A 26,153-nucleotide genomic window follows, 5' to 3' on the forward strand; every position below is an offset into this window, starting at 1 on the left:
TCCTCCTAAATGATTTAAGGTTATAAAATAACGATTTCAGATGTTTTAATAATAGAAAATTATTCAAAAATAACCTCTGATAAATTCTCTCTATTGTTAACCCAAATAAATGATACCGCTTTCATAACTTGGTATTTTTTATAAAGATACATTCAATACATTTATTGATTTTTTACTTTAAGTAAGGTTTTACCTGATAATATCAAATATTTTACTAAAGAAAATTTAAAGCATTTCATACTTCTTTACTCTTAAAGTAGCTTGCTTTTTGTGACCCATAAAGCCCTCAAGTTCACATAATCGCTCAGCATACTTGCCTATCTCAGCACTTGCAGATTCTGTCAGCCGCTGGTAGGTGCAATTTTTCAGGAATTTACCAACCCATAGGCCTCCCGTGTACCTCGCCGCCTGCTGTGTAGGTAACGTATGATTTGTGCCAACTACTTTATCACCATAAGCAACATTTGTTTCCGGGCCGAGGAAGAGCCCCCCATAGTTTGTAAGATTTCTTAAAAAGTAGTCAGGATCAGCAGTCAATACTTCTACATGTTCATAAGCGAGCTTGTCCGCTTCCACAACGGCTTCCTGAAGATCCTCTACCAATATAATTGAACCATAGTCCCTCCATGACACTTCTGCTACATCAGCAGTCGGAAGCGTTTCTAATTGACGGGAAACTTCTTCTTCGATTGATTCAGCAAGCGTCCGGGAAGTGGTAATTACCGCTCCTGGAGAAGTGGGTCCATGCTCCCCCTGCCCGAGAATGTCTGTGACTACCATTTCTACGTCTGCTGTGTGATCTGCAATAACAAGTGTTTCGGTGGGACCTGCCAAAAGATCGATACCTACTTTACCGAACAACTGCCTTTTTGCTTCCGCTACAAAAGCGTTGCCCGGCCCTACAATCATATCGACCTTGTCTATTGATTCGGTTCCAATAGCCATTGCAGTCAGTGCCTGCACTCCTCCAAGAATGTATATTTCATCCGCTCCTGCCAAATGCATGGCGGCTACCGTTGCTTTCGGAATTTCTCCATTTATAGGCGGTGTGCAAGCAATCACCCGTTTTACACCAGCAACCTTTGCCGTAAGTATACTCATATGGGAAGAAGCCACCATCGGATAACGTCCTCCTGGAATATAACAGCCCACATTGTTTACAGGAATGTTTTTATGTCCCAGAATTACTCCGGGTCTTGTTTCTACTTCCAAATCGTGAATTGAATTTAATTGATGTTCCGCGAAATTTTTAATCTGTTCCTGTGCAAATTTAATATCATTAATTACCTGATCAGGTAACTCTTTAATTATTTCTTCAGCCTCCTCCTTCTTCAGAAGGAAACTTTCGGGCTCCCACTTATCGAATTGTTGAGAGAGTTCTTTTACTGCCCCATCTCCTTCAAGTTCAATTTTTTGAATAATATCTCTTACAGCAGTTTCTACTTTCATGCTCGCTTCTTTTGTATTGCTGGAGAGAGCTCCAGACTTTATAAAAGTTGCCATTACTTCGTATCCTCCTTTTATTTCATTCTGCTCCGCGGAGTACTTCATCAAAGTTTTTTTTCAACATAGCTGTTGTGACTACCGAAACAAAGGAAGCACCCTTTTCGAAAGCTGATGCCAGATCTTCCTTTGAGGTAGCAATCGTACCCATATGAATTCCTGACTTTTTGCTTTTTGTGTATAGGGAATTTATCACTTCCTGCACCTCAGGGTGACCGGCACCATCTTTATACCCCATGTTCACAGATAAATCCGTAGGTCCTATAAAAGCAATATCAATTCCGGGTACACTTACGATTTCTTCAAAGTTTTTCACCGCTTCCGGCGTTTCGATATGGACAGATATTAATATATTGTCATCAGATTTATCCATAAAAGATTTACCAGAGTCATAACCATATCCGGCTGCCCTCATTGAAAATGCGGTTCCTCTTCTTCCTGCCGGAGGATATTTTGCTCTCTGCACTACAAGTTCAGCATCTTCTTTTGTGTTTACCATAGGTATTTGTATACCGTAAGCTCCTCTGTCCAAAACTTTTTGAATACTGGAAGGATTATAGTCGGTCCTTACTATAGGTATTAAATCCACCAGGCGGGCTGTTCGTATCATATCTTCAAGTTCAGACCAGCTGTACGCTCCATGTTCGTCATCAATAATAATAAAATCATATCCGGCGTGCCCGAGCATTTCTACGATAGCTGGAGAATAAATTCCCATGATGGCGCCTGCTGTATTTTCTCCCGCCTTTAATTTTTCTTTTACTTTATTACTTTCGATCAACTAATTTCCTCCTCTCTATATCTTTATCCAATATTCCATTACTGCTGTTACTGCTTCCGGCTGGTCCAGCGTACTTAAATGGCCACAGTTTTCAATCATGATAAGAGTTGCAGAAGGTATTAATTCTGACATTTCTTCCTGGATTTTTTCAGTACAAACCTTATCTTGCTTTCCCCCTACAATCAGGGTGGGGCATACGATACCGGGCAGTACTTCCCTTCCGTTTGGCCTATTCGCATTAGCTCTCAATTGATTAATAAAGCCTTTTTCACCAATATTTCTGCACATTTGGTAAACGTCAGAAATTAACTGTTCATTAAGTTTTTCTGCATAAAGCATAGGAGGAATAAACTGGTTTTGAATTACTTCGTGAAATTGATTGTTTAATGTTAATACTTCCTGCTCTTTCCACGTTTCTTTCTGTGAAGAGCTGGCTGGTGATGGATTTGAATTCAGCAGCGCTAGTTTCAACACTCTTTCCGGTGCTATATTCATTATTTCTATAGCCACAATCCCTCCCAGAGACAACCCTGCTAAAATAAACCTTTCCGGTGCATTGTCTAAAATGTTTCTGGCCATCTTGTGGATAGAATCTTCATTTGAAATATCAGCAATAATTACATCTGTCCATTCGCTGAATTTGCTTTTTTGATGCTGCCAGAGCATATCATCACAAAGAGTACCTGGAATTAACACGATTGGATCCATCCGCTGCCTCCTGACCTTACCCTTTATTTTTCAATCGCAGCTCTGCAGAGAGTTGATGTCCTTCCAAACCTTCGATGCTTGATTGCTGCACTGCATGATCTGCTAAATACGCTACACCTTTCCCTTTAATTTCCTGGTGTGTTGCTACTCGTACATAGCTTCCTACCCATAGTCCCCCTGTATAGCGGGCACCCCGCTGCGTCGGCAGCGTGTGATTCGTTCCCGAAACCTTATCAGAAAACACGACAGAGCTGTCTTCGTTGATAAATAAAGAACCGTAATGATGTAACTGCGGCATTGCCCCACGGCTGTCTTTCAAGTGCAGATGCAGATGCTCAATGGCAAGGTCATTACAAATTTTTATACCTTCTTCCAGAGACTCTGCGATAATGACCTCCCCCATATTTTCCCAGGAATCATGTGCAGGAGAAGTTTCGGAAAAATCTTTCAGGTAACTTTCTACTTCCTGCAGCGTTTCCTCTGCTTTTTGTTTGGAGGTCGATACAAGAATTGCACGTGCATAGGGATCATGTTCCGCCTGGGCAAGTAAATCAGCAGCACAGACAAAAGCATCTGCAGTTTCGTCGATCAAGAGTAAGACTTCACTCGGGCCTGCAATTAAATCGATACCCACTTTCCCGAACACTTGTCTTTTTGCTTCTGCTACGAAGCGATTTCCCGGCCCGCTGATTATATCGACTGCCGGGATCGATTCTGTTCCCAGCGCCATTGCCCCGATGGCCTGTGCTCCTCCAATTGCGAATATGTCTGTAGCTCCTGAATACTGAAGTCCATATAACACAGCAGGGTGAATCCCCCCGTGATAGTTCGCCGGACTGCAGGCTACTATCTGCTTTGCTCCTGCTACTTTTGCCGGGGCTACCACCATAGGCCCTGACGATAACAGCGGGAATCTTCCTCCTGGTACATAAGCTCCTACTTTTTCAATTGGGAGAATCCGATGTCCCATAACAATCCCTTCCCCAAACTCTTCCTCCATTGGAGTGAGACACTTCAGCTGGGCTTCTGCAAACTTAGACACTCTGTCTACAATTCGTTCGATCAGTTCCTTTACTTCCTCGGAAAGTGTCTCATTACTTTTCGCTATTTCTTCTTCTGAAACTCTTACTTCACGCACAGAGTCTCCAAACATTTTTTCATATTTTTTAACTCCAGCATCTCCCTCTTTTTTAATGTCACTAATAATGTTTTTCACCTTGTCTTCCACATCTATTGCAGATGCTTCCTCAAGCGCTTTTGCTTGTTTTAAATATTCCATATTACTCCTCCTCAAGCTTTTATTTCAAACCGCCGGAACTCATTCCCAACACAAACTGTTTACGCACAATCAGCATAAAAACAATCGTCGGAATAACATAGATCATTCCAGCAGCAGCCATCTCGTTCCAAATGACACCGTCCTGGCCGACAAAATAAGATAATGCGACAGGAAGCGTAACAGCATCCTGATTCGTAAGAATTAACGCAAACATATATTCATTCCATGTAATAACAAAACAGAAGACGGTTGCAGTGATGATTCCCGGTCTCGCCATCGGCAGAAGGATATGCCAGATTACTTCGAACCTGTTTGCACCATCCATTAAGCCTGCTTCTTCTATCCCTATTGGGATGTTGTCGATAAACCCTTTGATCAGCCAAATTGCATAAGGGATGGTAGCACCCAGATTAACAATTATCAGGGCAAGTGTAGTGTCTAAAATTCCCCAGTTTCTGAAAATCATGAAAAACGGGATTACGTTTACGATTAATGGAATAAATTGTGTCGCCAATATAGCAAACATAAACAGCTGCTTTCCCGGCATGTTAAAACGGGATATGCTGTAAGCTGCAAGTACACTTACAGGAATAGCGATAGCAAGTGTCACCACCACTACAATCGTACTGTTTGCATAAAATCTTCCGAAATTATAGTTGGTTCCGAATACCTGCCTGAAATTATCCAGCGTCGGTTCGAAAAACACACTTAATGTATACACTTCATTAGCCGGTTTAAAAGCGGTGAGAAACATCCAAAAGATCGGTAAAAAAAGAAAGATCACGATTAACAGCACACCTATATTTTCAAAAACAGCGCTGGCAACTTTCATTACTGCTCTTCTATTCGAAGATTTATCTCGGTTTACATCATCCATTAGTTCCATTCCCCACCTTTCACAAGCTTCCTCATGTACAGAAGAACAAAACCAACGGTCATGATCGCCAGTATATACCCTAAGGCTGCCCCGTATCCCATATCAAAGTACCGGAAGGAGGTATTGTAAATCATGAAGTTCAATACTTCAGTTGAATTCCCGGGACCACCTGAAGTTAATGTAACGATAGGGTCAAATTGTTTAATGGCAAACATAGTCATCAGAATGGACGCAATCAGGATAATCGGCTGGAGCATAGGAATGGTAATGCGGAACAGTGTTTGTACAGCGTTCGCCCCGTCAATTTTTGCCGCTTCAAAAACTTCTTTCGGCATTCCCATTAATCCACTGATGAACATCAGGCTCATAAACGGAAGCCATATCCAGACAGCTACTGATACTAGCGCAGCCATCGCCGTGGTCGGATGGCCGAGCCAGACAACATCTGCTAAAGGAGGAATTAAAAAACCAATGATATTAGCAAATAAACCGTAATCCGGATTCAGCATAAACCTCCAGGAATAACCGACCAATGCCGGACTTAATGCAAAGGGGATAATCAGCACCGCACGAAGATAGGAAAGATGTAATTTATCCTTACTCAGCAGGATCGCAACGGCTATACCAGCAGAAATTGTAATGACCACGGTACTAAGCGTGAAAATCAACGTTACCTGCACACTGTTCCAAAATACTGCATCAGAAAATGCCTGTACGTAATTATCCAAAGCTACAAACTCTCCGAGCTCTACTGACTGTGTTAAGTTCCAGTCATGAAGACTGATCCAAAAAGAGCGGATCAGAGGCAATAAAGTAGTGACACCAACAATAATGAGAGCAGGGGCTAATAGTAAATATTTAAAATACTTGCCTTCCATTAAGTTACCCCCTAAGACATCTGTATTATTTTCCTCTATAAAAGTGTTACACCTTCCCCCTGCCAAACAGGCAGGGAAAAGAGTTGGTTTTTACTCATAGTAACCGTTGTCTTCCATCAGACTTTCCACTTCCTCCGCTGCTTCCGTTAACCGTTCTTCCACAGAGGCGCCGGTAGCCATATCAGAAATTGCTCTGCTTATTGCATCAGAGACCTGCGGCCAATGCTCGAACTGCGGCAATGTCTGCGCTTCTTCGAATCCTTCCGCACCGGTAAGGAAGAAGTCGTCCAGCAGATCATTTAACTCTTCATCTCGTAAATTTTCTGTCTGAGAAATGTCAGTAGAGAATTGATCAGATGGACTTTCTTCTCTCAACGCATCTCCTACTACGCTTTTTTCCAGTTCAGGATCAGTCAGCCATTTTAAAAATTCCCAGGCTGCATCTTTATTTTGTGAACCTTCCATCATTCCAATTGGGAAAGAAGAAACATTGGAACTGCCGCCTTTACCTTCCCACATAGGAACAGTGGCGAAGTTCACATTCCCTGAAACTTCTTCCGCGGCTGCTTCTGGATTATTAAACTCGGAATATACCCACCACCAGCCGATCCACATCGCAGAATTTCCCTGCCTGAAATGTGTTCGTGCATCCTGCTCTCCAAAAGTGACGGAGCCGTCCGGCGCAAGATCTTCTTCCAGCAGATTAATATATCTTTCTGTTGCTTCAATTCCCTCTTCACTATCAAACACTGGCCTCATATCCTCATCAAAAATATCTCCGCCGTTGCTCCATAGATAAGAAGTCCACATATAAAGGTTCTGGCCGTTATTTCCTACCTGATAATACGGCGTAATCGCACTAAGTTCAGTATTTTCAGTTATTTCTCTGCCTGCTTCTTCCACATCCTCCCACGATTCAGGAGTATCCAGGTTTAAATCTTCAAACACGTCTTCCCGGTAAAACATCATCTGCACATTCGCTCTTGCCGGCAGACTGATCACATTATCATTAAAGGTAGATAAATTCATCGTGGAGTCAGGGAACCGTTCAAAATCATAATCATCTCTTTCCGCATATTCGTTCAGCGGTTCAAGAAACTGGCTGATGGAAGGCCCCATAATATCCAGATACGTAACAAGGTCAAATGTTCCATCGCCTGAAATTCCTTCTGCAGTAATTCTGTCGAGCAGATTTTCATAAGGAATCCCTATGAATTCCACTTCGATTCCTGTTTCCTCTGTAAATTCATCGCTTCTGGCTTCCCATGCATTAAACTGGCCGATATCTCCTTCCGTTACTGCCACGGTAATCGTTTCCCCTTCAAGATCTCCTGCCTCTACATCCGTTTCCCCCGGGTTTTCATTTGCATCTCCGTTACCTCCGCAGCCGGCTAATACAACACTGAAAGCCATGAGGGAAAAACCGTAACAACTTTTTTTAATTTTCTTCATAATAAGGGCTCCTTTTTCCTTAGAATTATTAATCGCTGTTAATCTATGACATGCATCTAACTAGTGCACGTCATGCCCAATGAATGAATGCAGCTTCTTTGTACGCATCTGATAAAATTCTTCTAAGAAATGCTTTTCATAAGCCAGTGCAGCATGAATAATCCTTTCTTCCTGGAAATAATCACCAATCAGCTGCAGCCCGACAGGTAATTCTTCTTCAGTAAAAGCACACGGAATTGATATCGCAGGGTTGCCGCTGAGATTAAAAACACTTGTAAAGCGAATCATCGTATCATTTATGTCTTCTGTTACAGAGCCAAAACTAAGATTTTTCACACTTTTGTGAAAAGGCAGGTTGGGAATCGTCGGAGTTGCGATAATGTCTACCGTTTCAAAGATATGCGCTAATGAGTGTTTCATTTTTTTCCTTGTCTCCAGTGCGTGAAAATATTCATGTGCAGAAATTATCCCGCTTTTCCTAAAGACTGCTTTTGCTCCTTCACTGTATTTATCCAGCAGTGTTTTCGCCTGTTCCTTATGCACATAACCTACTTCGGAGGTAGCTATTGTTTTCGCAGTTTCTATCGAGCCTGCCGCAAAGGTTCCATCAATTTCTATCAGAGAAGCTCCGAGTGATTCCAGTTTTCTTAAAGCTTCCAGATAGAAATGATTTACTTCTTCATTAATATTTTCGGTGAAATAGGAACTCGGGACCCCAACTTTCACTTTGCTCAGCGGCAGCTGTTTTGTTTCTTGAAGTTTCGTAAATACATTCATTATTTCTGCCAGGTCTTCCACATTATGCGTAAGGACCCCGGAATGATCGAGGGACCAGGAGAGAGGATAGATCCCCTGCATATCTATCAATCCATAGGTCGGCTTTAAGCCGACGGTACCGGTACATGAAGCCGGGACTCTCACTGAACCAGCAGTATCCGTACCGATAGAAGCGGAACAGAAGCCCGCAGCTACTGCTGCAGCGGCACCACTGCTGGATCCTCCTGCTGTTAATCCTTCACCCCACAGGTTAGTTACATCCCCATAATAGGGATTACTTGATGTGATCCCGAAGGCGTATTCATATAAATTTGTTTTTCCGATTGTTACCGTTCCTGCATGCTGCAGTCTGTTTACAACTTCTGCGTTTTCCAACGGTATATTATGCTCCTGAATAGGAGAACCATTTGTAGTTTTTATATTTTTCGTATTAATATTGTCTTTGTAACTGACTGGTACACCCTCAAGTTTCCGAGCTTTTTGCTTCATAAAATTTTTTTCGGCGAGTTCTGCCTGAGCCAGAATTTCTGCTTCCGGCAATGTAATAAATGATTGAAGCAGCGGATCGTATTTTTTGATTCTTTCTATATATGCTTTGGCAGTTTCCATGGGAGAGAATTGTTTATTTTGATAGCCTGCTATCAGCTCATTTATTTTCGTATATTCCATTATCCTCCTCCCTCCTGAAGGTCGAGTACTTAAGAAACTCCTGTGAAATTCCCGTCATCTGAAGAAAAATCACCGTCGTCTGCTTCTTCTTCACTTTCATCAAATGAATGAATTTGTCTTAATACTTCCATTCCATCAAACAGCATCCATTCTTCCGCTATTTTTTGATTTTTAACTTTAAAATGGTTCATACCATTTATTTCTATCGCTCTTCCGCTAGGATAGCCAAAATATCCTATGCCCCCATGGATGCCCTGGATTCTCCAACGTACTGCTACATCGTATTCATCTCCGGAGGCACTCTTATTGCAAGTAACTCTGTCGAGAAGAACCTTTGCATTTGGTACGGAAGCAAATAAACTGATGAACATTCCCTGAATTTCGCTGTGACCGACCACATCTTTATTGCAGACATAGTGGATGACTGCGTTATCTTCATAGAAGTCTTTTACACGGTTAAATGAACGGTGTTCCCACACTTTATTAAACATGTTCAGAATAAAGTCTCCTATTTCAAAGCTGTCGAACTTCGGCACATAATTTTTAGGAGGGAGGCCTGCTTCTGCAGTTTCAGAAGATCCAAATTTTAATGGGGGTGCAAGTTTTTCTGTCTGCTTCGCAAGCCTCTTTGCTATTTCCACCGGATCGAATCCCAGCTGCTGTACTAAGTGGTAAGTATCCATAACTAACCACTCTTCATAAATCTTGTTTTCATGGATTAAACAGTCTGCGGTTGTCCGGAATACCACTCTCTTTCCAGTAGCCGGTCCATAAAGCGTGTCTCCCAGATTTGTTGCTACGGACCTGCCTCTGTGGGAAGTGAAGAAACCGTCCTTATCATTTCCTGACCAGACGACACTCCAGCCGAGTCCTGTTCTATCTGGAAAAGCCTGCAGTGTCTGCAGCGTTCCTGCTATTACTTCATTCACTCCGTGACTGTTAATTAATCCGCGGTGAATCTGCACCCCATAGCTGTAGGTATCATAAATTAAGCCAATATCTTTTTCTTTCCAGATCTGCCGGGTGATTTTTACAATATAATCAATAATATTGTGGTAATCCCCGAAGCCTTCCATACTTTGTTTTTTCCACTGGTGGTCTTGAATCCGCATATAACCGTCGTCGTCTTTTGTGTCTATGGAATTAACCTCACTATTGTCTGCATAATATACAAAATTGTTATCAAGCTTTTTAGTGCTCATTTTCATCCCCGTTTCGCTGGATTGATTTGTTGTTTCGACTGTTTTTTCCGGGTTCTTTTTTTCTTCCTCCTTGCCTTTCATCCTCTGCCTCCTTCATTTTTCATGACTGTAAAAATTGTACGTTGATTGGGCACTCAGTATTTTTACTGAGTTCGTTCTTTATTATTCTCCCATTTTCAGTTTTTCTGCAATTTCTTTTTCCAGTTCTTTAAAGTTTTTCGGGGGAATCATTTTTCCAGTGTCATCTGCATGAAATCCATATTCCTCTGCTTTTTTCATTACTTCCGGGGCCCAATAAGGATCTTTTCCTTCAAATACTTCATGCTGTTCCAGCACTGCGAATAACCATGCTTCTTCTTCGCCTACATTTTCCAGTCCCCGGTATAACCCTGGAGGAAGTGTAATAAGATCCCATGGCTCTAATATAACTTCTCCTTCTACTTCATCCGGTTCATTTCCCCAGTAGAATCTCCATTTTCCGCTCAGAGGTACAAAAGCTTCGATATAATCATGCGTATGATAGGCAGGACCATTCCCCGGCAGAGCTTTCACCATACCTATCTGGAATCCATGCGGCTCTGTAATAAGTGGATTATAATCTGGATTTTCGCTTGCAGTATCTCCTATGACTGCATAATTAATTCTTTGGTGCCCTGGAAGAATACTATCAATAAACATGAGTGGAATCCCCTGAGATTTCATTTCGTCAAATCTGATGACTCTTTTCTTCATATCCTCATTTGTTATTTTCGGATGTGCATTCATTATTTTTCCCCTTCCTGTTTTTAAGAATTTATTTTTTACCAGACTGTCCAGCCTCCGTCAACGTAAATTGTCTGGCCGGTAACCATGCTGGAGGAATCTGAACTAAGAAATAAAGCAGCCCCATATAAATCTTCTATTTTCGCAAGACGCCCGAGTGGTATTCTATTAAGTATTTGTTCATGGAACTCTTTATCTTTAAACATATTCTCTGTCATGGGAGTTTCTATAAAAGTCGGCGCAATAGCATTAACATTTATTTGGCTCGAAGCCCATTCAATTGCCAGCGCTTTTGTTAACTGCGTAATGCCTCCTTTACTTGCACAGTATGGCGTCCTGCCAAAATATCCTACCTGCGCCATTTGAGAGGACATATTAATAATTTTGCCGGACCCTTGTACTTTCATATGCTTTCCTGCTTCCTTACTTAAAAAAAAGACACTTTTCAAATTCAGGTCCAGCATCATATCCCAATCCTGTTCGGTTACATCCTCCGGAGGCTTCGGTAAATTAATACCTGCATTGTTTAACAGGATATCAATGCTGCCAAATACTGCTAAAATATCATCTATTAATTTCGGTATCTTATTCGTATTTAATAAATCAAAAGGAAACACAGCGATACGATTTTTTTCGAGTGACAGGTCCTCTGCAACTGTGTTTAACTGAGCTTCGTCTCTTGCAACAAGTGCTACATTTGCGCCGGCAGCAGCCATTAACCCAGCTAACTCTTTACCGATTCCTTTGCTTGCTCCAGTAATGACAGCTGTTTTCCCTCTTAAACTAAATAATTCCTCTATTTTCAAGATTCTCACCCCCCTCTTTGTATACGTATTCAAAAATGTATACGTATTCAATAAAAGTTACAGTTTCAAAGCTATCACATTATTTGAATTTTGTAAATATTCTTTTTTATTAGATTTGTAAGCGCATTCTTTTTTGGAATTAATAAACCTTATCACTTTATTTTAATTTTGTAAATATTCAATTATTATTAACGTTATTTCTCTAACTGCTTTTATTTTGTTATTTGATTGCTGGCAGAAAATGTGCTACGTTTTATAGAAATTATAATTGAATGCGTATTCATAAATTAAAAAGGTGGGTCTTACATATGAAAGAGAGGGTTAATTCGAAGGATGTTGCAAAAAAAGCAGGAGTATCTCAAGCAACCGTTTCCCGTGTAATAAATAAGTACCCGCATATTAGAGATACGACAAAAGAAAAAGTGTTAAATGCAATCAATGAATTGGGTTTTACTGTCGATCAGGTCGCGAGAAGTTTAAACACTAGAAAAACATCCACTATCGGCTTACTTGTCGGGGACATTTCAAATTCTTTCTTTGCAGAAACTTCAAAAGAAATCATCAGCATTGCAAGAAGTCTCGGATATGATGTAATGCTTTCCAACACTGATCACCAAAGTGATAACCTTAAAACGTCTCTTGCAACATTAATAGGCAAGAGAGTCGATGGTATCATCGTTGGTTCTGTCGAAAGATTTGATGAGCAGATTCAGACACTGCACGATTCCAAATTCCCGGTAATTCTTTATAATACCAGATTAGCTTCCGGAAACTGTAACGCTGTAGTGATAGATAATTTTAAAGGAGCAAGAATAGCAACAGAACACCTTATCAGTTTACACCACAAAAAAATAGCCTATGTCACCCTTCCATTAAATTATTCCACACTGTACGAACGTATGGAGGGCTATAAGCAAGCCTTGGCAGACAGCGATATACCTTACGATCCTGCTTCAGTTTATATAGGAGAAATTTCCACACAGGCAATAGAAAACTTTATAGATATAATAATGTCCTCACCCGAAAAATGTACAGCTGTTTTTGCAGCATCAGATCAAATTGCCATAAAAATAATGGAAATCTGCAAATCAAAAAAAATCAAAGTTCCAGAAGATATCTCTATTATCGGGTTTGATAATATTGATTTATCAAGAAGTCCCTTTATCGACTTAACGACGATTTCCCAGCAGCATATTAAAATGTCCGAAATTGCAGTCCATAATTTAGTGAATATGATTGAAAATAAAGATATGGAAGAGGAGAACCAAAATGCGAGCAGTGTGCTTGAACCGCAATTAATAATACGCGGGTCGACGAAAGTATTGGACAAATAACATCGGAGGTTACAAATTTCATTTTTGAGTGGCGAAGCCGATTAACTTTTTTAGAGTAATAGCATATTCGATATGAGGCTGGGTCAGAATCATAATCTCAGCCTTATAAACCAAATAATAAGATGTCTAAGAACCCTATTAAAACAAATAAACCGAACTCTCATGAAACTCTGATGAGAGTGCCAAAAGATAGTTCGGTTTTATTCATGTGATAAAAAGCTTTTGCCCCATCCTCTGCTCCATTTCATTAAGTCTGTAAATCGTTGTTTCCGTTAATTCTACTTCATGCTTGTCACTTTCCTGATATAATAAGAAATGCATTATCCCCCATACTTTTTATAGCATTTTTCTTTCATTCAGTTGACCTATATCAGGTACCCCCTCTTTTAATAAGGAATTTTCTCTTAGTTAATTTAATGGCTGGTATACACTTTATTCTTTTCATAAAAGAAGCTAACGTCATTACAAACTCTGCATTCGAAAAAATTCTATTTATTCTGTATTGAAATATTGTTCAGCTATACATCAATTCCTTTCTTTACCACTACTTTTACAGTGCTTTTTATCTTAGCAGCTTTTACAATTCCCTACTAAAAAGATCAGCTTAAAGGAGTACCTTTAACTGATCTTTTGGTTATGCCCACTTTTTATAGAGTTCTCGTAAAGTCAATGCTGCTTCCTTATATTTGCCGTATAAGTTCCTGTATTTTTCTGTTTTTACCAATTCAGGATGGTATTTCTCAGTAGTTTTTACTACGGTCCGGCTTGCAGTTACGATATCATCAAACCACCCCGCAGTAACTGAAGCCAGCAGTGCTGCTCCGAGAGGCGAAGCGTCATGATTTCCCAATTTACCTACAGGGAGATTACAAATATTACTGATCATTTGGCACCACGCCCTATTATTGCTGCCTCCGGCGCCGATGACAATCGTTTCAATCGGAATATCAATAGATTGATACAGCTCTATGCTTTCATAAATATGAAAACTGATGCCTTCTAACACTGCATGAAACATCTCTGCTTTCGTATGGGAAGCTCGCAAACCTAAAAATGTACCATTCTCATAGGACTGAAAGTGAGGAGAGCCGCTCCCGGTAAGAAAGGGAAGAAAAATTAATCCATTGCTCCCCGGTGGTACATCCTGTATTTCCTTTTCAATTGCGGTCATTCTTTTTTTATCAATTCTCGTACTGTCTTCGCTTCCATAAATTAATTTATAGCCCCATTCTGCTCCAAATCCTCCACTGAAAACCGTGCCCATTGCATAGACTTCCCCACCCACAACACTTGGGTGATGTGTTACTTTTCCATACAGGCGGGCGTCCACTTCCTTTAATGACACAACAATTTGGGCAGAAGAACTTAAAGTTACTTGGAGGACCCCTTGTTGAATAGAGCCTGTCCCAGCCTGGCTGCAGGCAATGTCTGCTCCTCCGACTGCCACAGGCGTACCTTCCTTCACCCTCATTGCTTCAGCGACAGCAGCTGAGATTCTTCCTCCTTCTTCCATGGAAGATACGAGCGGAAGGAATTTCTCAGGATCAATATGGAAGTCTTCCATCAGACCTCTGTCCCACTGTTGGTCATGTATGTTATAAAGCATTGTATTACCGGCATCTGTTCTGTCACTTTTCAATTCTCCTGTCAGACGGAATCTTATAAAATCCTTCGGCGACATAATGTAAGCCGTTTTTGCAAGTATTTCCGGTTCGTACTCCTGCAGCCATAACAATTTCGGTAAAGAAAAAGCTTCAATAGGAGAATTTCCTGTTCTTTCTTCCAAATCTGCTTTTCTTGTCTCTCTCAATCTATTCGTAATTATTTCAGAGCGGGTGTCTGCCACCATCATGCTGTTTCTCAGCACTTGAAAATTTTTATCTAAATACACAAGTGCCGACATATTTCCAGAAAGACCTATCGCTTCTACTTTTTCTGCATCAATCTTTGTGCACAGCGTGTTCAGCCCTTTTTGAACTGCGGTCCACCAGTCTTCCGGGTTTTGTTCTATCCAGTGCTTATATGGATAGTGAGTAGCATACTCATAGGAAGCGGAAGCCGCAATTTGATAGCTTCCTTTCGCTAAAGCTGCACATTTTGTTGAGCTTGTCCCAATATCTATTGCAATAATATAGGAGTCTTCCACTGTGGATCCTCCTTACAAATGTTTTATTTTGCTGCGGTATTTTTCCAGATATTTTTCATTCTTTTCCATTCCTCCGGTTACGTTGCCGCTTACCAGGACTGGCACTTCTTTTTTCTGCTCCAGCAGCTGTTCTACAATCATCGTTACGAGTGTATTCATTAGAAACGAGCCAATAATCGTAGATCCGGGAGCCATGCCGATATTTCTTTCTTCGACTTCGACCAGCGCATCTCCTTTTGGAAGGGTATTATCTATCACCCAGTCTGCAATATCAATCAGCTTTTTGCCTGACTGATGTTTTGATTCTTCCTCCCCGTAATTACTGCTCGTTAAAGCAATCACACGGAGCCCTCTTTCTTTTGCTGTCAGCGCCATTTCTATTGGTACATTATTCGTGCCGGAATTAGATACGATTACAATAAATTCCCCTTCCCGCACATGATAATTATCTAAAATGGGAGAAGCATATCCTTTCATTTTTTCCATTTTTGAGCTTTTAATCGCACCTTCATGCAGCATCAGGCTCGTTTCCAGAATAGGACTGACCGGCACAAGGCCCCCTGCTCTGTAAAACAGCTCTTCTGTAATCATATGCGAATGCCCACAGCCAAACATATGAAGCACCTGATCTTCATTAATCGAGAGAGCAATTTCTTTGGAAAGATTCCACAATTCCGTTTTATTCATCTCAAACGCTTTCGTAATATGTTCCTGAATAAGCTTGTAATACTTCTCTGCAAACATGATGTCCCTCCCTCACAAAATATTCTCAGGTACACCCAGCTGTTGAAATAGCATATTTGCTTCTTCAATATGAGAAGACCCATTTTTTAACACAGGCATATTGTGACCTGGAAGCAGCTCATCCACGTGCATAAAGCTTAACTTTTGGATACTCTGTTTTAACTTCTGCAAATCAAAATCATGCGTGGACAACATGGAAATTTTCCCTTGGCCGAACACTGTATCGCCGGAAAACAACCGCTTTCTTCCCTCTGCACTTTCTATATAAAAAGAACTGCAATGCTTTGAATGCCCCGGAGTGGAAATTATTTTGATTGAATAGGGACCTATATCTATTTCTTGGCCATCCTGAAAAGAAACATCCGGGGAAATGCCGGGAAACGAGTAATCCTCCGGATAAAATCCAAATTTTCGTGCAGCATTTAAATCAATTGCTGTTTCATCACCGCGTATCAGTATTTCTTTTGCGGAAGCCGGTGCGTATAACAGAGCATTGGATGCCTCCTTTATTTTAGCTGCCCCCCCGGCATGATCGGCATGCACGTGTGTGAGCAGCACATGGGTAATATTCTTAAGAGAAGTTCCGCACCACAGCAGCTGTTCTTCCCACAGATGAAAGTCCAGCCCGGTTCCTGTATCTATAAGAATCTGTATGTCTTCATGTATCATCAAATAACCATTACAATCTGCCGCGTGTGTAAGATGTGCTCCCATTCTGCCGCTGCCAACTAAGAAAAGATCCTCTGCCAGCTTCATGATACTTCTTCCTTCACCTGAAAAATCATTTCCAGTTCTACACACGCATTAAAGGGAAGTTCACTCGTGCCTAATGCTGCTCTGGCATGTTTTCCTTTTTCTCCAAAGATTTCGATCAGCAGCTCCGACGCAGCATTAATTACGATCGGCTGTTCACCAAAATCTTCTCCTGACCTGACGTATCCAATCACCCGGACAACTCTTTCCACTCTGTTCAGGGAGCCAAGCACACTGCGGACTTCACCAAGACAGTTTAAGCAGGCAAGCCTGGCTCCTTTCTGAGCCTCTTCTACACTTATTGTAGTTCCCACCCGGCCAGTATATATCATTTCTGTCCCTTTCTCCGGTGTCTGACCGGAGATATACAGCAGATCGTTTACTACTACGCCGGGCAGAAAATTGAACCGTGGCTCTACTGCGGGTATATCAATATGCAGTGACTTTACTTTTTCTTCAGGAGTCATTTGTTTCCTCCCTTGTGATAATCTGTTTTGTTTTTCCAGATGCAATGATTGCCTCCGCCAGATAAAAAGATGCACATGCCTGTTCCAGCGGCATCCAGTCAAAGTTTTTATTCTGCAGCAGACATTCACAAAAATATTCCAGCTCCCGTTTCAACGCCCCGCCTGGTCCGTGAATACCCGGCGGCCACAGGCGGGTATCCGGTTCACCTGCCTCCTTTTCCGTCCAGACCTGAAAACCAGCGTTCGGCTGCTGGTATTTCGCTGTTCCCTTCGTTCCAATCAGCTCTATATATTCTTTAATCGTGCCTTGTAAATCCAAAGTTCCCAACTCATTTAGTGTAGGCGGTGCTCCTTCCGGCAGCATCCAGGAAGACATAATGACGGCCTGCAGACCATTTTCAAACTCAATTAATGCCTGGAATGAATCCGGTGACGTTTCTCCGACGGCATGAGACTCCATCGCATACACAGTCTTCCACTGTGCGTCTGCGTACCAGATAATTAAATCCAGATCGTGAATTCCTGACTCGAATACAGGATGCACTCTATGACCAAACCCTTGGAACCAGCTGCGGTTAAAGTCTCTGATTGCCCTTATCTGTGACAGCTTTCCCAACACTCCTTCTTCCAGTGCTTTTTTTATGGAAATCTGCTCCTGGCTGAACCTGCTGATGTGCCCTGTCATGATCTGCCCCGCCCGTGCTGTTTTTCGAATTTTGTTTATTTCCTCTCTCGAAGTAGCAAGCGGCTTTTCCACAAAAACCTTTTTATTGTGATGCAGTGCTTCCAGAATAATTGCGCCGTGCGTATCTTCATTTGAAGTAATATCTACCGCGTCCACTTCTAACTGCCACAGTTCCTCCACTGATGAAAACCCATGGGGAATATGATACTTTTCCTGCACTTCTTTTAGTCTTTGCGGGTCTGGCTCCACTACTGCCAGCACGTTTACTTCCGCGATTGTCTGCAGGATTTCAATATGAAGACTTCCAAACCTGCCAGCACCAATTACAGCAAGTTGTATCAAATAGGATCCCACCTTACTATTACGTTTTTACCGCGCCGGACGCCAATCCTCTGACAAAGTATCTGCCGACGAAGGCAAAGAATATGAGAACAGGAATCACAGTTAACACTGCTCCTGCAGTCGTCCAACCCCACCGTACGGTATACTGCCCCATAATCGCGTTCATTCCGGTAGTCAGCACCCGCTGAGAATCTTCGGTAATTAAGATCGAAGCAAACGTAAATTCTGTCCAGGCAAGTACAAAGGCATAGATTGCAATTGTCGCAATTCCCGGCTTGATCAACGGTATGATGATTAAAAACAACGTTTTCATCGGTCCCGCTCCATCGATAGAAGCAGCCTCATCCAGTTCAGTCGGAATCGCGTCGAAGAACCCCCGCATGAGCCATACTGCAAAAGGTGCTGCAAACGTAACGTTAATAATGACGAGACTCCACAAAGAATTTACAAGTCCCAGATCCGACATCAGCTGATAAACGGGCACTAACAGCAGGACACCGGGGAAAATATAGGATGCAAGAATTAATCGAAAAAGAAAATTCCTTCCGATAAATTGAAACCGGAAAATCCCGTAGGCAGCAGGAATTACGATTAACACCGTAAAAACCATCGTCATCCCTGCCACAAACACACTGTTAAACAAGTTTGTTAAATAAGGTGTCTGCTCCAGCAGCTCTACGTAATGTACGAGTGTAAAAGTTTCCGGCCATAAATCCGGGCTTAAAATCTGGTCAGATGGTTTAAACGAGGAAATTAATACCCAGTAGAAAGGGAAAGCAATTAAAATGATTAAAAACGTTCCAACGAAAATACGGATCAACTTATTCATCTTTTCTCTCCCTCCCTCTTATTCTTTTGGTGCTGCAAATTTAATAAACAGCGTAGCAAAAATAACTAAAATTAACGCGGTAATCACCGACATCGCCGAAGCTGATCCTACCGCATACTGTCGGAAAGCAGTCTGATAAATCTGTACGGGCAGCGTGGTGGAGTACCCAGCCGGTCCGCCTTCTGTAAGCACCCAGATTAAATCAAAAATATTGAACATCCAGAGGGTTCCGACAAGTCCGATGGCAAAAGTCACCGGTGCAATTGAAGGAATAGTAATAAATCGGAACGTCTGAATACGATTCGCCCCGTCTACTGCCGAAGCTTCATAAAGTTCCTCCGGAATATTCGCTAAAGCAGCCAATAAAACTACTGCCAAGAAGGGAAACCAGTTCCAGGAATTAATGAAAATAATAATTGGCAGCGTCAGGGAAGGATTTCCTAAAAAATTGATCGAGGAATCAATCAGCCCTGTATTAATTAATATTGCATTTAAAATTCCGTAGGAACCATTAAAAATCCACTGCCAGAAGATCGCAACAACAATCGTCGGTACAATCCACGGAATTACCATCCACGTCCTGGCTATATTCGAAATTTTCCTGTTGTTATTCAGCAGCAGTGCAATGGAAAAAGCAAGCACTGTCTGCAGCAGGCCATTTCCCAGCACCCAGATCAGGCTTCTGCCGGAAGAAGACCAAAAAGCAGAAGATGTGAGTACATTTATATAATTTGTCAGTCCAATAAATTCCCCCGCAGATCCTGCAAATCCGGTGTCATAAAAACTTTCTCTTACGACGCTTATGAGCGGGATGAAGATGGTGACTAGAATCCAGAAGACGATAGGGAAAACAAGCAGGTACGGAAATATCGTTTTCCATATCATCCATTTCGGTTTGGACGGCATAGGTTCACTTGCTGCTTTTGAAGCTTTTACGGTAGAGTTATCGGCATTCATTTATTATCACACCCTAATAAGAAAATAGAGGCTCTCATAATTTCAGGAAGACTTTCCACAGCAAAAGGTATTTTCCTCTTTAAAATGAAGTCGCTGAATTAAGAGAAGCCTCATGTAAGGAAGCTTATTTTATTCCTGCACTGCTTCCTCCATTTGTTCCTGCCCCCACTCTACTGCTTCTTCCGGCGTCATATCGTTTATAATAATCTGCTGCAATGTTTCAGCAATATAGTTCGGCCCGGCAATCTGCCCAATCCTTGAGGCAACTCCGTCTGTAAACCCGAACAGCTGTCCATGCTGAGAGTAATCAATAAGAAAATCAACATGTTCTCTGTACTGTTCTACTACCGGATCTTCATAGAAGCTTCCGTCCGTTCCATCCTCCGTTACGGGCAGGAAGAGTCCAGGGTCTGCGTTTAAGAAGTCTCCATAGTTGTCAGGATCAAACATAAATTCGAAAAATGCTTCAATACCTGCCTGCTTCTCTTCTTCATCCGTCAGCATCATTACCGCATTGGAATAATAAATACTTCCCTCTTCTCCGTTAGGTCCCTGGGGAATCGGAGCTACTCCAAGGCTTTCTGCCGGCTGGCCGGATTCGTCTTCAAACGGTGCAAGATACTGTCCTTTTTCAATTGCCATGGAAGCATTGCCGGAGTTAAACTGTGCCTGCGGTTCCCCCCACCCGTAAGACGTGCTGTCGGAAGGAGAATATTCCAGTAAATCCGCATAAAGTTCATAGGAATCTACAGTTTCCTGCGTATTAAAATTCACATTGTTGTCGGAATCTATAATGTCTTTTGCCCCACCAGAAACCATAATACTGTAGAGCACCTGATCTGTTGCCATCGTGCTGGAGGCAGGAAGTGCAATTCCATTGCGGTCGCCGTCATTTAATGTTTCGGCCGCTGCAAGGAGGTCCTCCCAAGTTTCCGGAACTTCCAGACCAGCTTCCTCAAAGTGATCTGCCCGGTACCATAATGCCTGTACCATTCCGTACAGCGGAACTGCCCATGTATGATCTTCATACTGATAAGGAACTAATGCAGTTTCAATAAATCCATGGTCTGCATCTATCTGCTCCACAATATCTTCTACCGGCTGCAGCACATCCAGATCCTGAATTAATGCTGTATAGTCGGGGATAGTGAAAAGAAGATCCGGTCCTTCTCCCGCTTGTATCGCAGAAGGAAACTGTACATAGGCATCATCCCAATTCTGGACCTGACTGTTAATCACATAATCATCCTGCGATTCGTTGAACCGGTCAAACACCTCATTAAATCGTTCTACTCGGTGTGGCGGTTCTTCCATGTGCCAAAGCGTAATTTCTACTGCTTCCCCAGATCCTTCCGCCTCATTTTCTGCATTATTCCCCCCATTTCCTGTGTTGCCTGCATTTGCTTCTTCTCCATTTTCTTCTGCACCGCCGCAGGCTGCCAAGGTTACGGTAAAGCCGCCAATAAGAGTACTCCATAAAACCTTTTGATAGATTTTCACTATTCCCACTCCCTCTATTTAGTAATAGATAAATCCTTTAACCCATGCCCGGTTCCCACACTGATTACAATATCTTTTTCCTGCAGGCTGCCTCTGATTTTTTTAACCGCTGTCACAGCTGCTGCGGCAGATATTTCTAACAGAATCCCTTCTTTACTCGCGATATCTTTTCTTTCCTGCAGAAGCTCTTTTTCACAGATCCTTACCGCAGTTCCTTCTGATTCTCTAATAACAGACAGCGTTCTGGTACCATCTTCAGGATAGTTTGTTAAAGGATCTGCAATACCAACAGCACTTGTTCCTGTTCCTTTATCCCAGCCGCTTACTTTTGCCGATCCTTCCCGGTATGCCTGCACAATAGGAGAGACATTTTCTGCCTGTACGCCTACCATTCTTGGAAGTTTCTTGGTTAAGCCTAACTGCTTCAATTCCTGAAACCCTTTATACACTCCTATTAGGAGAGGCCCCGCCCCAATCGGTACAACAATCCAGTCCGGCACCTGTTTTTGCAGCTGATACCATAATTCATAAGCTACTGTTTTATTTCCCTCGATCGCAATCGGGTTAATAAACGTTGAAGTAACATTAAATAACTGTGTTTTCACCGCTTCTTCTTTCACGATATGGTAGGCTTCACTGAAGTTCCCTTCGATCGGAACCACATCTGCCCCATAAACATGCATTAACTGCAGTTTTTCAGAGGAAGCAGTCTGCGGCACGTAGATTTTACAATACATACCACTCTTTGCAGCATAGGCACTTGCCGCCACTGCAGTGTTACCTGTAGAAGCAGTAATGATCCCTTTCAGCTGATGCTCTTTTGCAAAAGAAACAGCAACAGCTAACGGCCGATCTTTAAATGCTCCTGTAGGCTGTATAGATTCATTTTTTAAAAACCAATTTGAAAGGTTTTCTTCCTTCCTTGAATAATCGAGAGAGAGAAGAGGCGTGCCACCTTCTCCCATAGTGACAGAATATTCAGTCTTCACAGGCAGCAGCTCATCAAATTCCCATATCGAAGTGCTGACGGGGAATTTTTTAGACTGAAGTTTTTCTGCAAGAGACGATGGGAGGTCATATTCCACATTTAAAATCCCATTACATTCAGGACAGCGATAGAGCACTTTCATTTCATAATTTTGCTTACAGGATAAGCACTGCAGTTCGTAATATGTTTTTTCAATATGCGTCACCTCCCTGCGTAATAAATGCAAGCAGTATATCGAAACACTGGCTCAGCTGCTCTATTTCAATCCATTCTTCCGACGAATGTGCCTGTGCAATGCTCCCCGGACCAAATACCACTGCCGGTAAATGCGGGTGGTGCGTCTGGGCAAGAGCTGCATCTGTCCAAAAAGGCAGCCCTCCTATATGCGGAGTTTTATTCACGGAAGTATGTACTGCTTCAGCCAGACGCACTACATACTTATTACTGCTGTCAGTTGAAAGTGGTCCGTGGGGGACACCTTTAAAATTATCCATTTCTTTAATATCTATCTGCAGATTCATTCGGGCACTGCTGACGTTCTCAGTCAGCTGCTCAAGTTCATGCAGCACTGAGCTTGCTGTCTCTCCCGGAAGCAGTCTTCTTTCGAGAAGTACCTGACAGCTTTCTGGAACGGTGACCGGTCTTACACCTCCCTGAATCTGCCCTATGTTCACCGTCGCTTCACCGAGAACTTTGTGTGTTTTCTGCATAAGTTCTTTTTGATATACTGCTTCTACTTCTGCGATCCAGGCAGCAGCATCATAGATTGCATTCTGCCCCTCTGATGGAACACTTCCGTGGGCGGACTTCCCGTGAAATACAGCCTCTATCCATGTGACACCTTTATGCGCTATTCCTATCTCCAGCGAAGTAGGCTCTCCCACAATTAAAAAATCTGCTTCTTTCAGATGGGGTGCTAACGAATCCATCCCAGGACTGTAGGACTCTTCACCGATCGTCCAGGCAGCTTTTATTTTCCCCTGAAACTTGGCCGGATTTTCCTGAAGATGTACGAGTAAGTCCATTACTACCGCAATGAACCCTTTCATATCTACAGCGCCGCGCCCATATAATCTGCCCTCTCTGCAGAAAGGCGTGAAAGCATTATGCATATCTCCGGGAGGCACCGTATCTAAATGACCGTTAAAAACGAAAACAGGACCTTCCTTCTGAGAATCTATCTCGATAATAATGTTCGACCTGTCACCTATTACCCGCTGCACTGTTACCTGCAGCCCATGAGATTCTGCGTATTGTTTAAGAAGTAACCCTGCTTCTTTTTCCTGTTCCGGATATTCCTCATGGCTTTCAATGAAAATCAATTGTTCTGCAAGGGACAGCCAGTGTTCCATTCTGCTTGCTCCCACTGCCGTCATTTACTTTCCCCAGCCGTGTTCTTCTAAAAATTCTTTCGCTTCTTCTGCCACCCGATCAAAATCAGCTAAAGAAATTGCAGAAGGCTCGCCCACACCATAAAGGCCCCCAGCCTGCCACGCTTCCCATTCCACTGAATTATAGCCTTTGAAATTCACGCTTTTTAATGCATCTGACATTTCCACAAAGTCTACAAACCCGCCGCCAAACCATACATGCTGTGACTGCATAATATTCGGAAAGCCTACTTCATCTTTTACGTGCACGACTTTGATCCTGTCTCCCAGCAGACTGATCGCTTTTGGAATCGGCATTCTCGGTTTTACTGTAGTATAGAACGTTCCGACATCTACACAGATGTACACGTTGCTCCGATCTACTTCTTCCAGTAATTTCATTGCTGACTCCACCGTATTGATAATAGTGCCCTGAATAAGCTCAATACATACGTCGACCCCTTTTTTCTTTCCGTAGTCTGCCACTTCTACCGTTGCATCCACTACCTGTTTCCATGCTTCTTTTCTGGTAATAAGCGTATATAACGGTGGATCATAGTAGCCATCTCCAATGAGGGTCACTACTGATTCACAGCCCATGTCCGAAGCCGCATCAATAGCTCTTTTGAATTTTTCTATTCCTGCTTCTCTGTCGAAATGCCGTGGTGTTACAAAGGTGGTATGACAGCCGATAGAAGAAAAGGCAAGACCTGTTTTTTCGGCAGTCTTCTTTACTTTCTCTACCCCATCCTTGTACTCGTGCGAACGCCACTCCTGAATTTTTGGATAAATAACATCAAAGCCTTCGTAGCCATAGGAAGCAATCTGCTCTACACACCATTCCAGCGGTTTGTCTCCCCAGGAATTCCAGGCAGGCCCTGCAATTTCAAGTCTTCCCCAAGGCATGTTCGGCCAGATTTCAAAAGACAGTTTAAGATGATCCATACAATCCCTCCTAATATAGTGCTCTCTTTAACTGGTTGTCTTGTGGTCTATACCATTAATAATGTTATAACACACCAAATAAAGTAACTCAAGAGTTTTTTGAAAATTCTAATATAAATTACTGTAAGATTATTTACCTTTTCATTTGCGTGACAAATTTATACTTGTCTCCTCGATAGACAGAAGTAACATATTCAAAATGATGGCCGCTCGCTAAATAGCTGACTCGCTTCATCAGCAGCACCGGGGCACCTACTTCAATATTTAATAATTCCGCTTCATGTTCTCTCGCTAATGAAGGCTCAATTGTCTGGGACGCTCCTTCGATCTTCATTCCCTTCGACTCTACGTATTGGTAGAAAGAAGATTTAAGGTTGTTCAGCTCAATTTCCGGAAACAAGTAAGCTGGCAGAGTCATTACTTCATATGCAATCGGTTCCTCATCCGCTAACCGAATACGGGAGAGCTCATATCCTTTGGAGCCTTCCTCCACTTGCAGATGTCTGCTTTTCTGCAGGGAAATCCCCACCTCTTTAAAGTCAATCAGCTTTACTCCCGGTGTGAGGCCCCTCCAGAGCATATCTTCGGAAAAACTTGTTAAATCCATTAACGGCTGTTCAAATCTTTTTATATTTACAAACGTTCCTTTTCCTTTCTCTTTATACAGGAGCCCTTCTGATACCAAGTTGGATATCGCCTGACGGATCGTCATTCTGCTTACATTAAAATCATAGGCAAGTTCACGCTCGGAAGGAATCATTTCCTCCTCTGCAAGTTCACCTTTTTCAATTTGGCTGCGCAAAATTTCTTCAATCTGATAATAAATTGGAATAGGAGATTGTTTATTAATCATTTAGGGACCACCTTTACTCTTTTTTTAAATATTTTATCATTATCCTCTCTACAGGTCTATACCAGTTCACCGAATGAAGTAACTGTTTTTTGTTTATTTTTAACAATTAATTCGATTTCATTGAGAAGGGCAGATGTTGACCATAATAGACATCTCATTCAATTTTATGAGTTTCTATATTAACGCTTCAAACTATCTTATTCTTTTGGACCCTTCAATTTTAAACGACAGTGGGCTGGTTCAATAGATTTTTAATATTCACCTTACTATCCATCATTTCTTATTATTTTAGTTTTCTTTAATACCCGTACTCCAATTATGAATGCCAAGTGCAATAACGTAAGCGTTAAAAATCCGCACCTAGGATTTTAGGTGCGGATTTTTAACGCTTACTTCTCATCATGCGGTCTTTCATTGAAAAACTCCTTAAAGCTGCATAAGAATCTGCACGCAGCGATGGAGGCAGCGAATTTAGAATTTTTGCTTGCACTTCCAATAACAAAGCCGGGAGTGGCCATAATAGCGATATTCAATGTCATTACTAAT

Annotated in this window: 24 protein-coding genes; 1 reads left to right on the top strand and 23 read right to left on the bottom strand. The window is 42.1% G+C overall.

Annotated elements, in window-relative coordinates; genetic code table 11:
• Window positions 1-225: 225 nt before the first annotated feature.
• The 11 genes from hisD (BLP92_RS10745) to BLP92_RS10795 form a co-directional block, all read right to left on the bottom strand.
• On the bottom strand, window positions 226-1,503 hold the full coding sequence (gene hisD / locus BLP92_RS10745; protein WP_090842963.1) for a histidinol dehydrogenase: 1,278 nt from the start codon (window positions 1,501-1,503) through the stop codon (window positions 226-228).
• A 22-nt stretch (window positions 1,504-1,525) separates the two neighbouring features.
• Window positions 1,526-2,284, bottom strand: coding sequence for an HpcH/HpaI aldolase family protein (locus BLP92_RS10750; RefSeq protein ID WP_244516785.1), 759 nt, complete (start codon window positions 2,282-2,284; stop codon window positions 1,526-1,528).
• Between the two features lie 15 nt (window positions 2,285-2,299).
• Window positions 2,300-2,992 (bottom strand): alpha/beta fold hydrolase, encoded by a 693-nt coding sequence (locus BLP92_RS10755; protein WP_090842964.1) that lies wholly within the window; start codon window positions 2,990-2,992, stop codon window positions 2,300-2,302.
• Window positions 2,993-3,008: 16 nt separating this feature from the next.
• Window positions 3,009-4,271 (bottom strand): histidinol dehydrogenase, encoded by a 1,263-nt coding sequence (gene hisD / locus BLP92_RS10760; protein WP_090842965.1) that lies wholly within the window; start codon window positions 4,269-4,271, stop codon window positions 3,009-3,011.
• 19 nt (window positions 4,272-4,290) lie between these two features.
• Window positions 4,291-5,157, bottom strand: a complete 867-nt coding sequence (locus BLP92_RS10765) for a carbohydrate ABC transporter permease (protein WP_244516787.1) — start codon at window positions 5,155-5,157, stop codon at window positions 4,291-4,293.
• On the bottom strand, window positions 5,148-6,026 hold the full coding sequence (locus BLP92_RS10770; protein WP_090842966.1) for a carbohydrate ABC transporter permease: 879 nt from the start codon (window positions 6,024-6,026) through the stop codon (window positions 5,148-5,150). Before BLP92_RS10770 ends, BLP92_RS10765 begins: the two co-directional genes overlap by 10 nt.
• A 90-nt stretch (window positions 6,027-6,116) precedes the next feature.
• Window positions 6,117-7,478 (bottom strand): ABC transporter substrate-binding protein, encoded by a 1,362-nt coding sequence (locus tag BLP92_RS10775; protein WP_244516789.1) that lies wholly within the window; start codon window positions 7,476-7,478, stop codon window positions 6,117-6,119.
• A 60-nt stretch (window positions 7,479-7,538) separates the two neighbouring features.
• Window positions 7,539-8,924 carry an amidase gene (locus BLP92_RS10780; protein WP_090842967.1) on the bottom strand — a complete coding sequence of 462 codons (1,386 nt, stop codon included), beginning with the start codon at window positions 8,922-8,924 and terminating at the stop codon, window positions 7,539-7,541.
• Between the two features lie 29 nt (window positions 8,925-8,953).
• Complete coding sequence (locus BLP92_RS10785; protein WP_090842968.1) at window positions 8,954-10,207, bottom strand: ester cyclase; 1,254 nt, start codon at window positions 10,205-10,207, stop codon at window positions 8,954-8,956.
• Window positions 10,208-10,288: 81 nt separating this feature from the next.
• Window positions 10,289-10,891: a cupin domain-containing protein gene (locus tag BLP92_RS10790; RefSeq protein WP_090842969.1), complete on the bottom strand. Its 603-nt coding sequence runs from the start codon at window positions 10,889-10,891 to the stop codon at window positions 10,289-10,291.
• 35 nt (window positions 10,892-10,926) lie between these two features.
• The gene (locus BLP92_RS10795) at window positions 10,927-11,694 is read right to left on the bottom strand and encodes an SDR family NAD(P)-dependent oxidoreductase (protein WP_090842970.1); all 768 of its coding nucleotides are present in this window, start codon (window positions 11,692-11,694) and stop codon (window positions 10,927-10,929) included.
• 308 nt (window positions 11,695-12,002) lie between these two features.
• On the opposite strand from BLP92_RS10795, the gene BLP92_RS10800 reads away from it, so the two are divergent.
• A complete protein-coding gene (locus BLP92_RS10800; RefSeq protein WP_175444258.1) occupies window positions 12,003-13,028 on the top strand; it encodes a LacI family DNA-binding transcriptional regulator in 1,026 nt (341 codons plus the stop codon).
• 634 nt (window positions 13,029-13,662) lie between these two features.
• On the opposite strand, the gene BLP92_RS10805 is transcribed toward BLP92_RS10800, so the two are convergent.
• From BLP92_RS10805 to BLP92_RS10860, 12 genes are all read right to left on the bottom strand, one after another.
• On the bottom strand, window positions 13,663-15,174 hold the full coding sequence (locus BLP92_RS10805; protein ID WP_090842972.1) for a xylulokinase: 1,512 nt from the start codon (window positions 15,172-15,174) through the stop codon (window positions 13,663-13,665).
• Window positions 15,175-15,186: 12 nt separating this feature from the next.
• Window positions 15,187-15,918, bottom strand: a complete 732-nt coding sequence (locus tag BLP92_RS10810; RefSeq protein WP_090842973.1) for a sugar isomerase domain-containing protein — start codon at window positions 15,916-15,918, stop codon at window positions 15,187-15,189.
• Between the two features lie 12 nt (window positions 15,919-15,930).
• Window positions 15,931-16,674, bottom strand: a complete 744-nt coding sequence (locus BLP92_RS10815; RefSeq protein WP_090842974.1) for an MBL fold metallo-hydrolase — start codon at window positions 16,672-16,674, stop codon at window positions 15,931-15,933.
• On the bottom strand, window positions 16,671-17,138 hold the full coding sequence (locus BLP92_RS10820; RefSeq protein WP_090842975.1) for a RidA family protein: 468 nt from the start codon (window positions 17,136-17,138) through the stop codon (window positions 16,671-16,673). The genes BLP92_RS10815 and BLP92_RS10820 overlap by 4 nt, the downstream gene beginning before the upstream one ends.
• Window positions 17,128-18,165 carry a Gfo/Idh/MocA family protein gene (locus tag BLP92_RS10825; protein ID WP_175444259.1) on the bottom strand — a complete coding sequence of 346 codons (1,038 nt, stop codon included), beginning with the start codon at window positions 18,163-18,165 and terminating at the stop codon, window positions 17,128-17,130. Before BLP92_RS10825 ends, BLP92_RS10820 begins: the two co-directional genes overlap by 11 nt.
• A gap of 19 nt (window positions 18,166-18,184) precedes the next feature.
• On the bottom strand, window positions 18,185-18,994 hold the full coding sequence (locus BLP92_RS10830) for a carbohydrate ABC transporter permease (protein ID WP_090842977.1): 810 nt from the start codon (window positions 18,992-18,994) through the stop codon (window positions 18,185-18,187).
• An 18-nt stretch (window positions 18,995-19,012) separates the two neighbouring features.
• Window positions 19,013-19,951: a carbohydrate ABC transporter permease gene (locus tag BLP92_RS10835; RefSeq protein ID WP_090842978.1), complete on the bottom strand. Its 939-nt coding sequence runs from the start codon at window positions 19,949-19,951 to the stop codon at window positions 19,013-19,015.
• 129 nt (window positions 19,952-20,080) lie between these two features.
• Window positions 20,081-21,451: an ABC transporter substrate-binding protein gene (locus tag BLP92_RS10840; protein ID WP_090842979.1), complete on the bottom strand. Its 1,371-nt coding sequence runs from the start codon at window positions 21,449-21,451 to the stop codon at window positions 20,081-20,083.
• 14 nt (window positions 21,452-21,465) lie between these two features.
• Entirely contained in the window at window positions 21,466-22,581 is a 1,116-nt protein-coding gene (gene thrC / locus BLP92_RS10845; RefSeq protein ID WP_139148947.1) for a threonine synthase, read from the bottom strand.
• Between the two features lie 49 nt (window positions 22,582-22,630).
• Complete coding sequence (locus tag BLP92_RS10850; protein WP_175444260.1) at window positions 22,631-23,791, bottom strand: M20 family metallopeptidase; 1,161 nt, start codon at window positions 23,789-23,791, stop codon at window positions 22,631-22,633.
• Window positions 23,792-23,815: 24 nt separating this feature from the next.
• On the bottom strand, window positions 23,816-24,754 hold the full coding sequence (locus BLP92_RS10855; protein WP_090842982.1) for a sugar phosphate isomerase/epimerase family protein: 939 nt from the start codon (window positions 24,752-24,754) through the stop codon (window positions 23,816-23,818).
• 133 nt (window positions 24,755-24,887) lie between these two features.
• Window positions 24,888-25,607 (bottom strand): GntR family transcriptional regulator, encoded by a 720-nt coding sequence (locus tag BLP92_RS10860; RefSeq protein ID WP_090842983.1) that lies wholly within the window; start codon window positions 25,605-25,607, stop codon window positions 24,888-24,890.
• Window positions 25,608-26,153 lie beyond the last annotated feature (546 nt).

Source organism: Alkalicoccus daliensis (assembly GCF_900103955.1).
GTDB classification, from domain to species: Bacteria; Bacillota; Bacilli; order Bacillales; family Salisediminibacteriaceae; genus Alkalicoccus; species Alkalicoccus daliensis.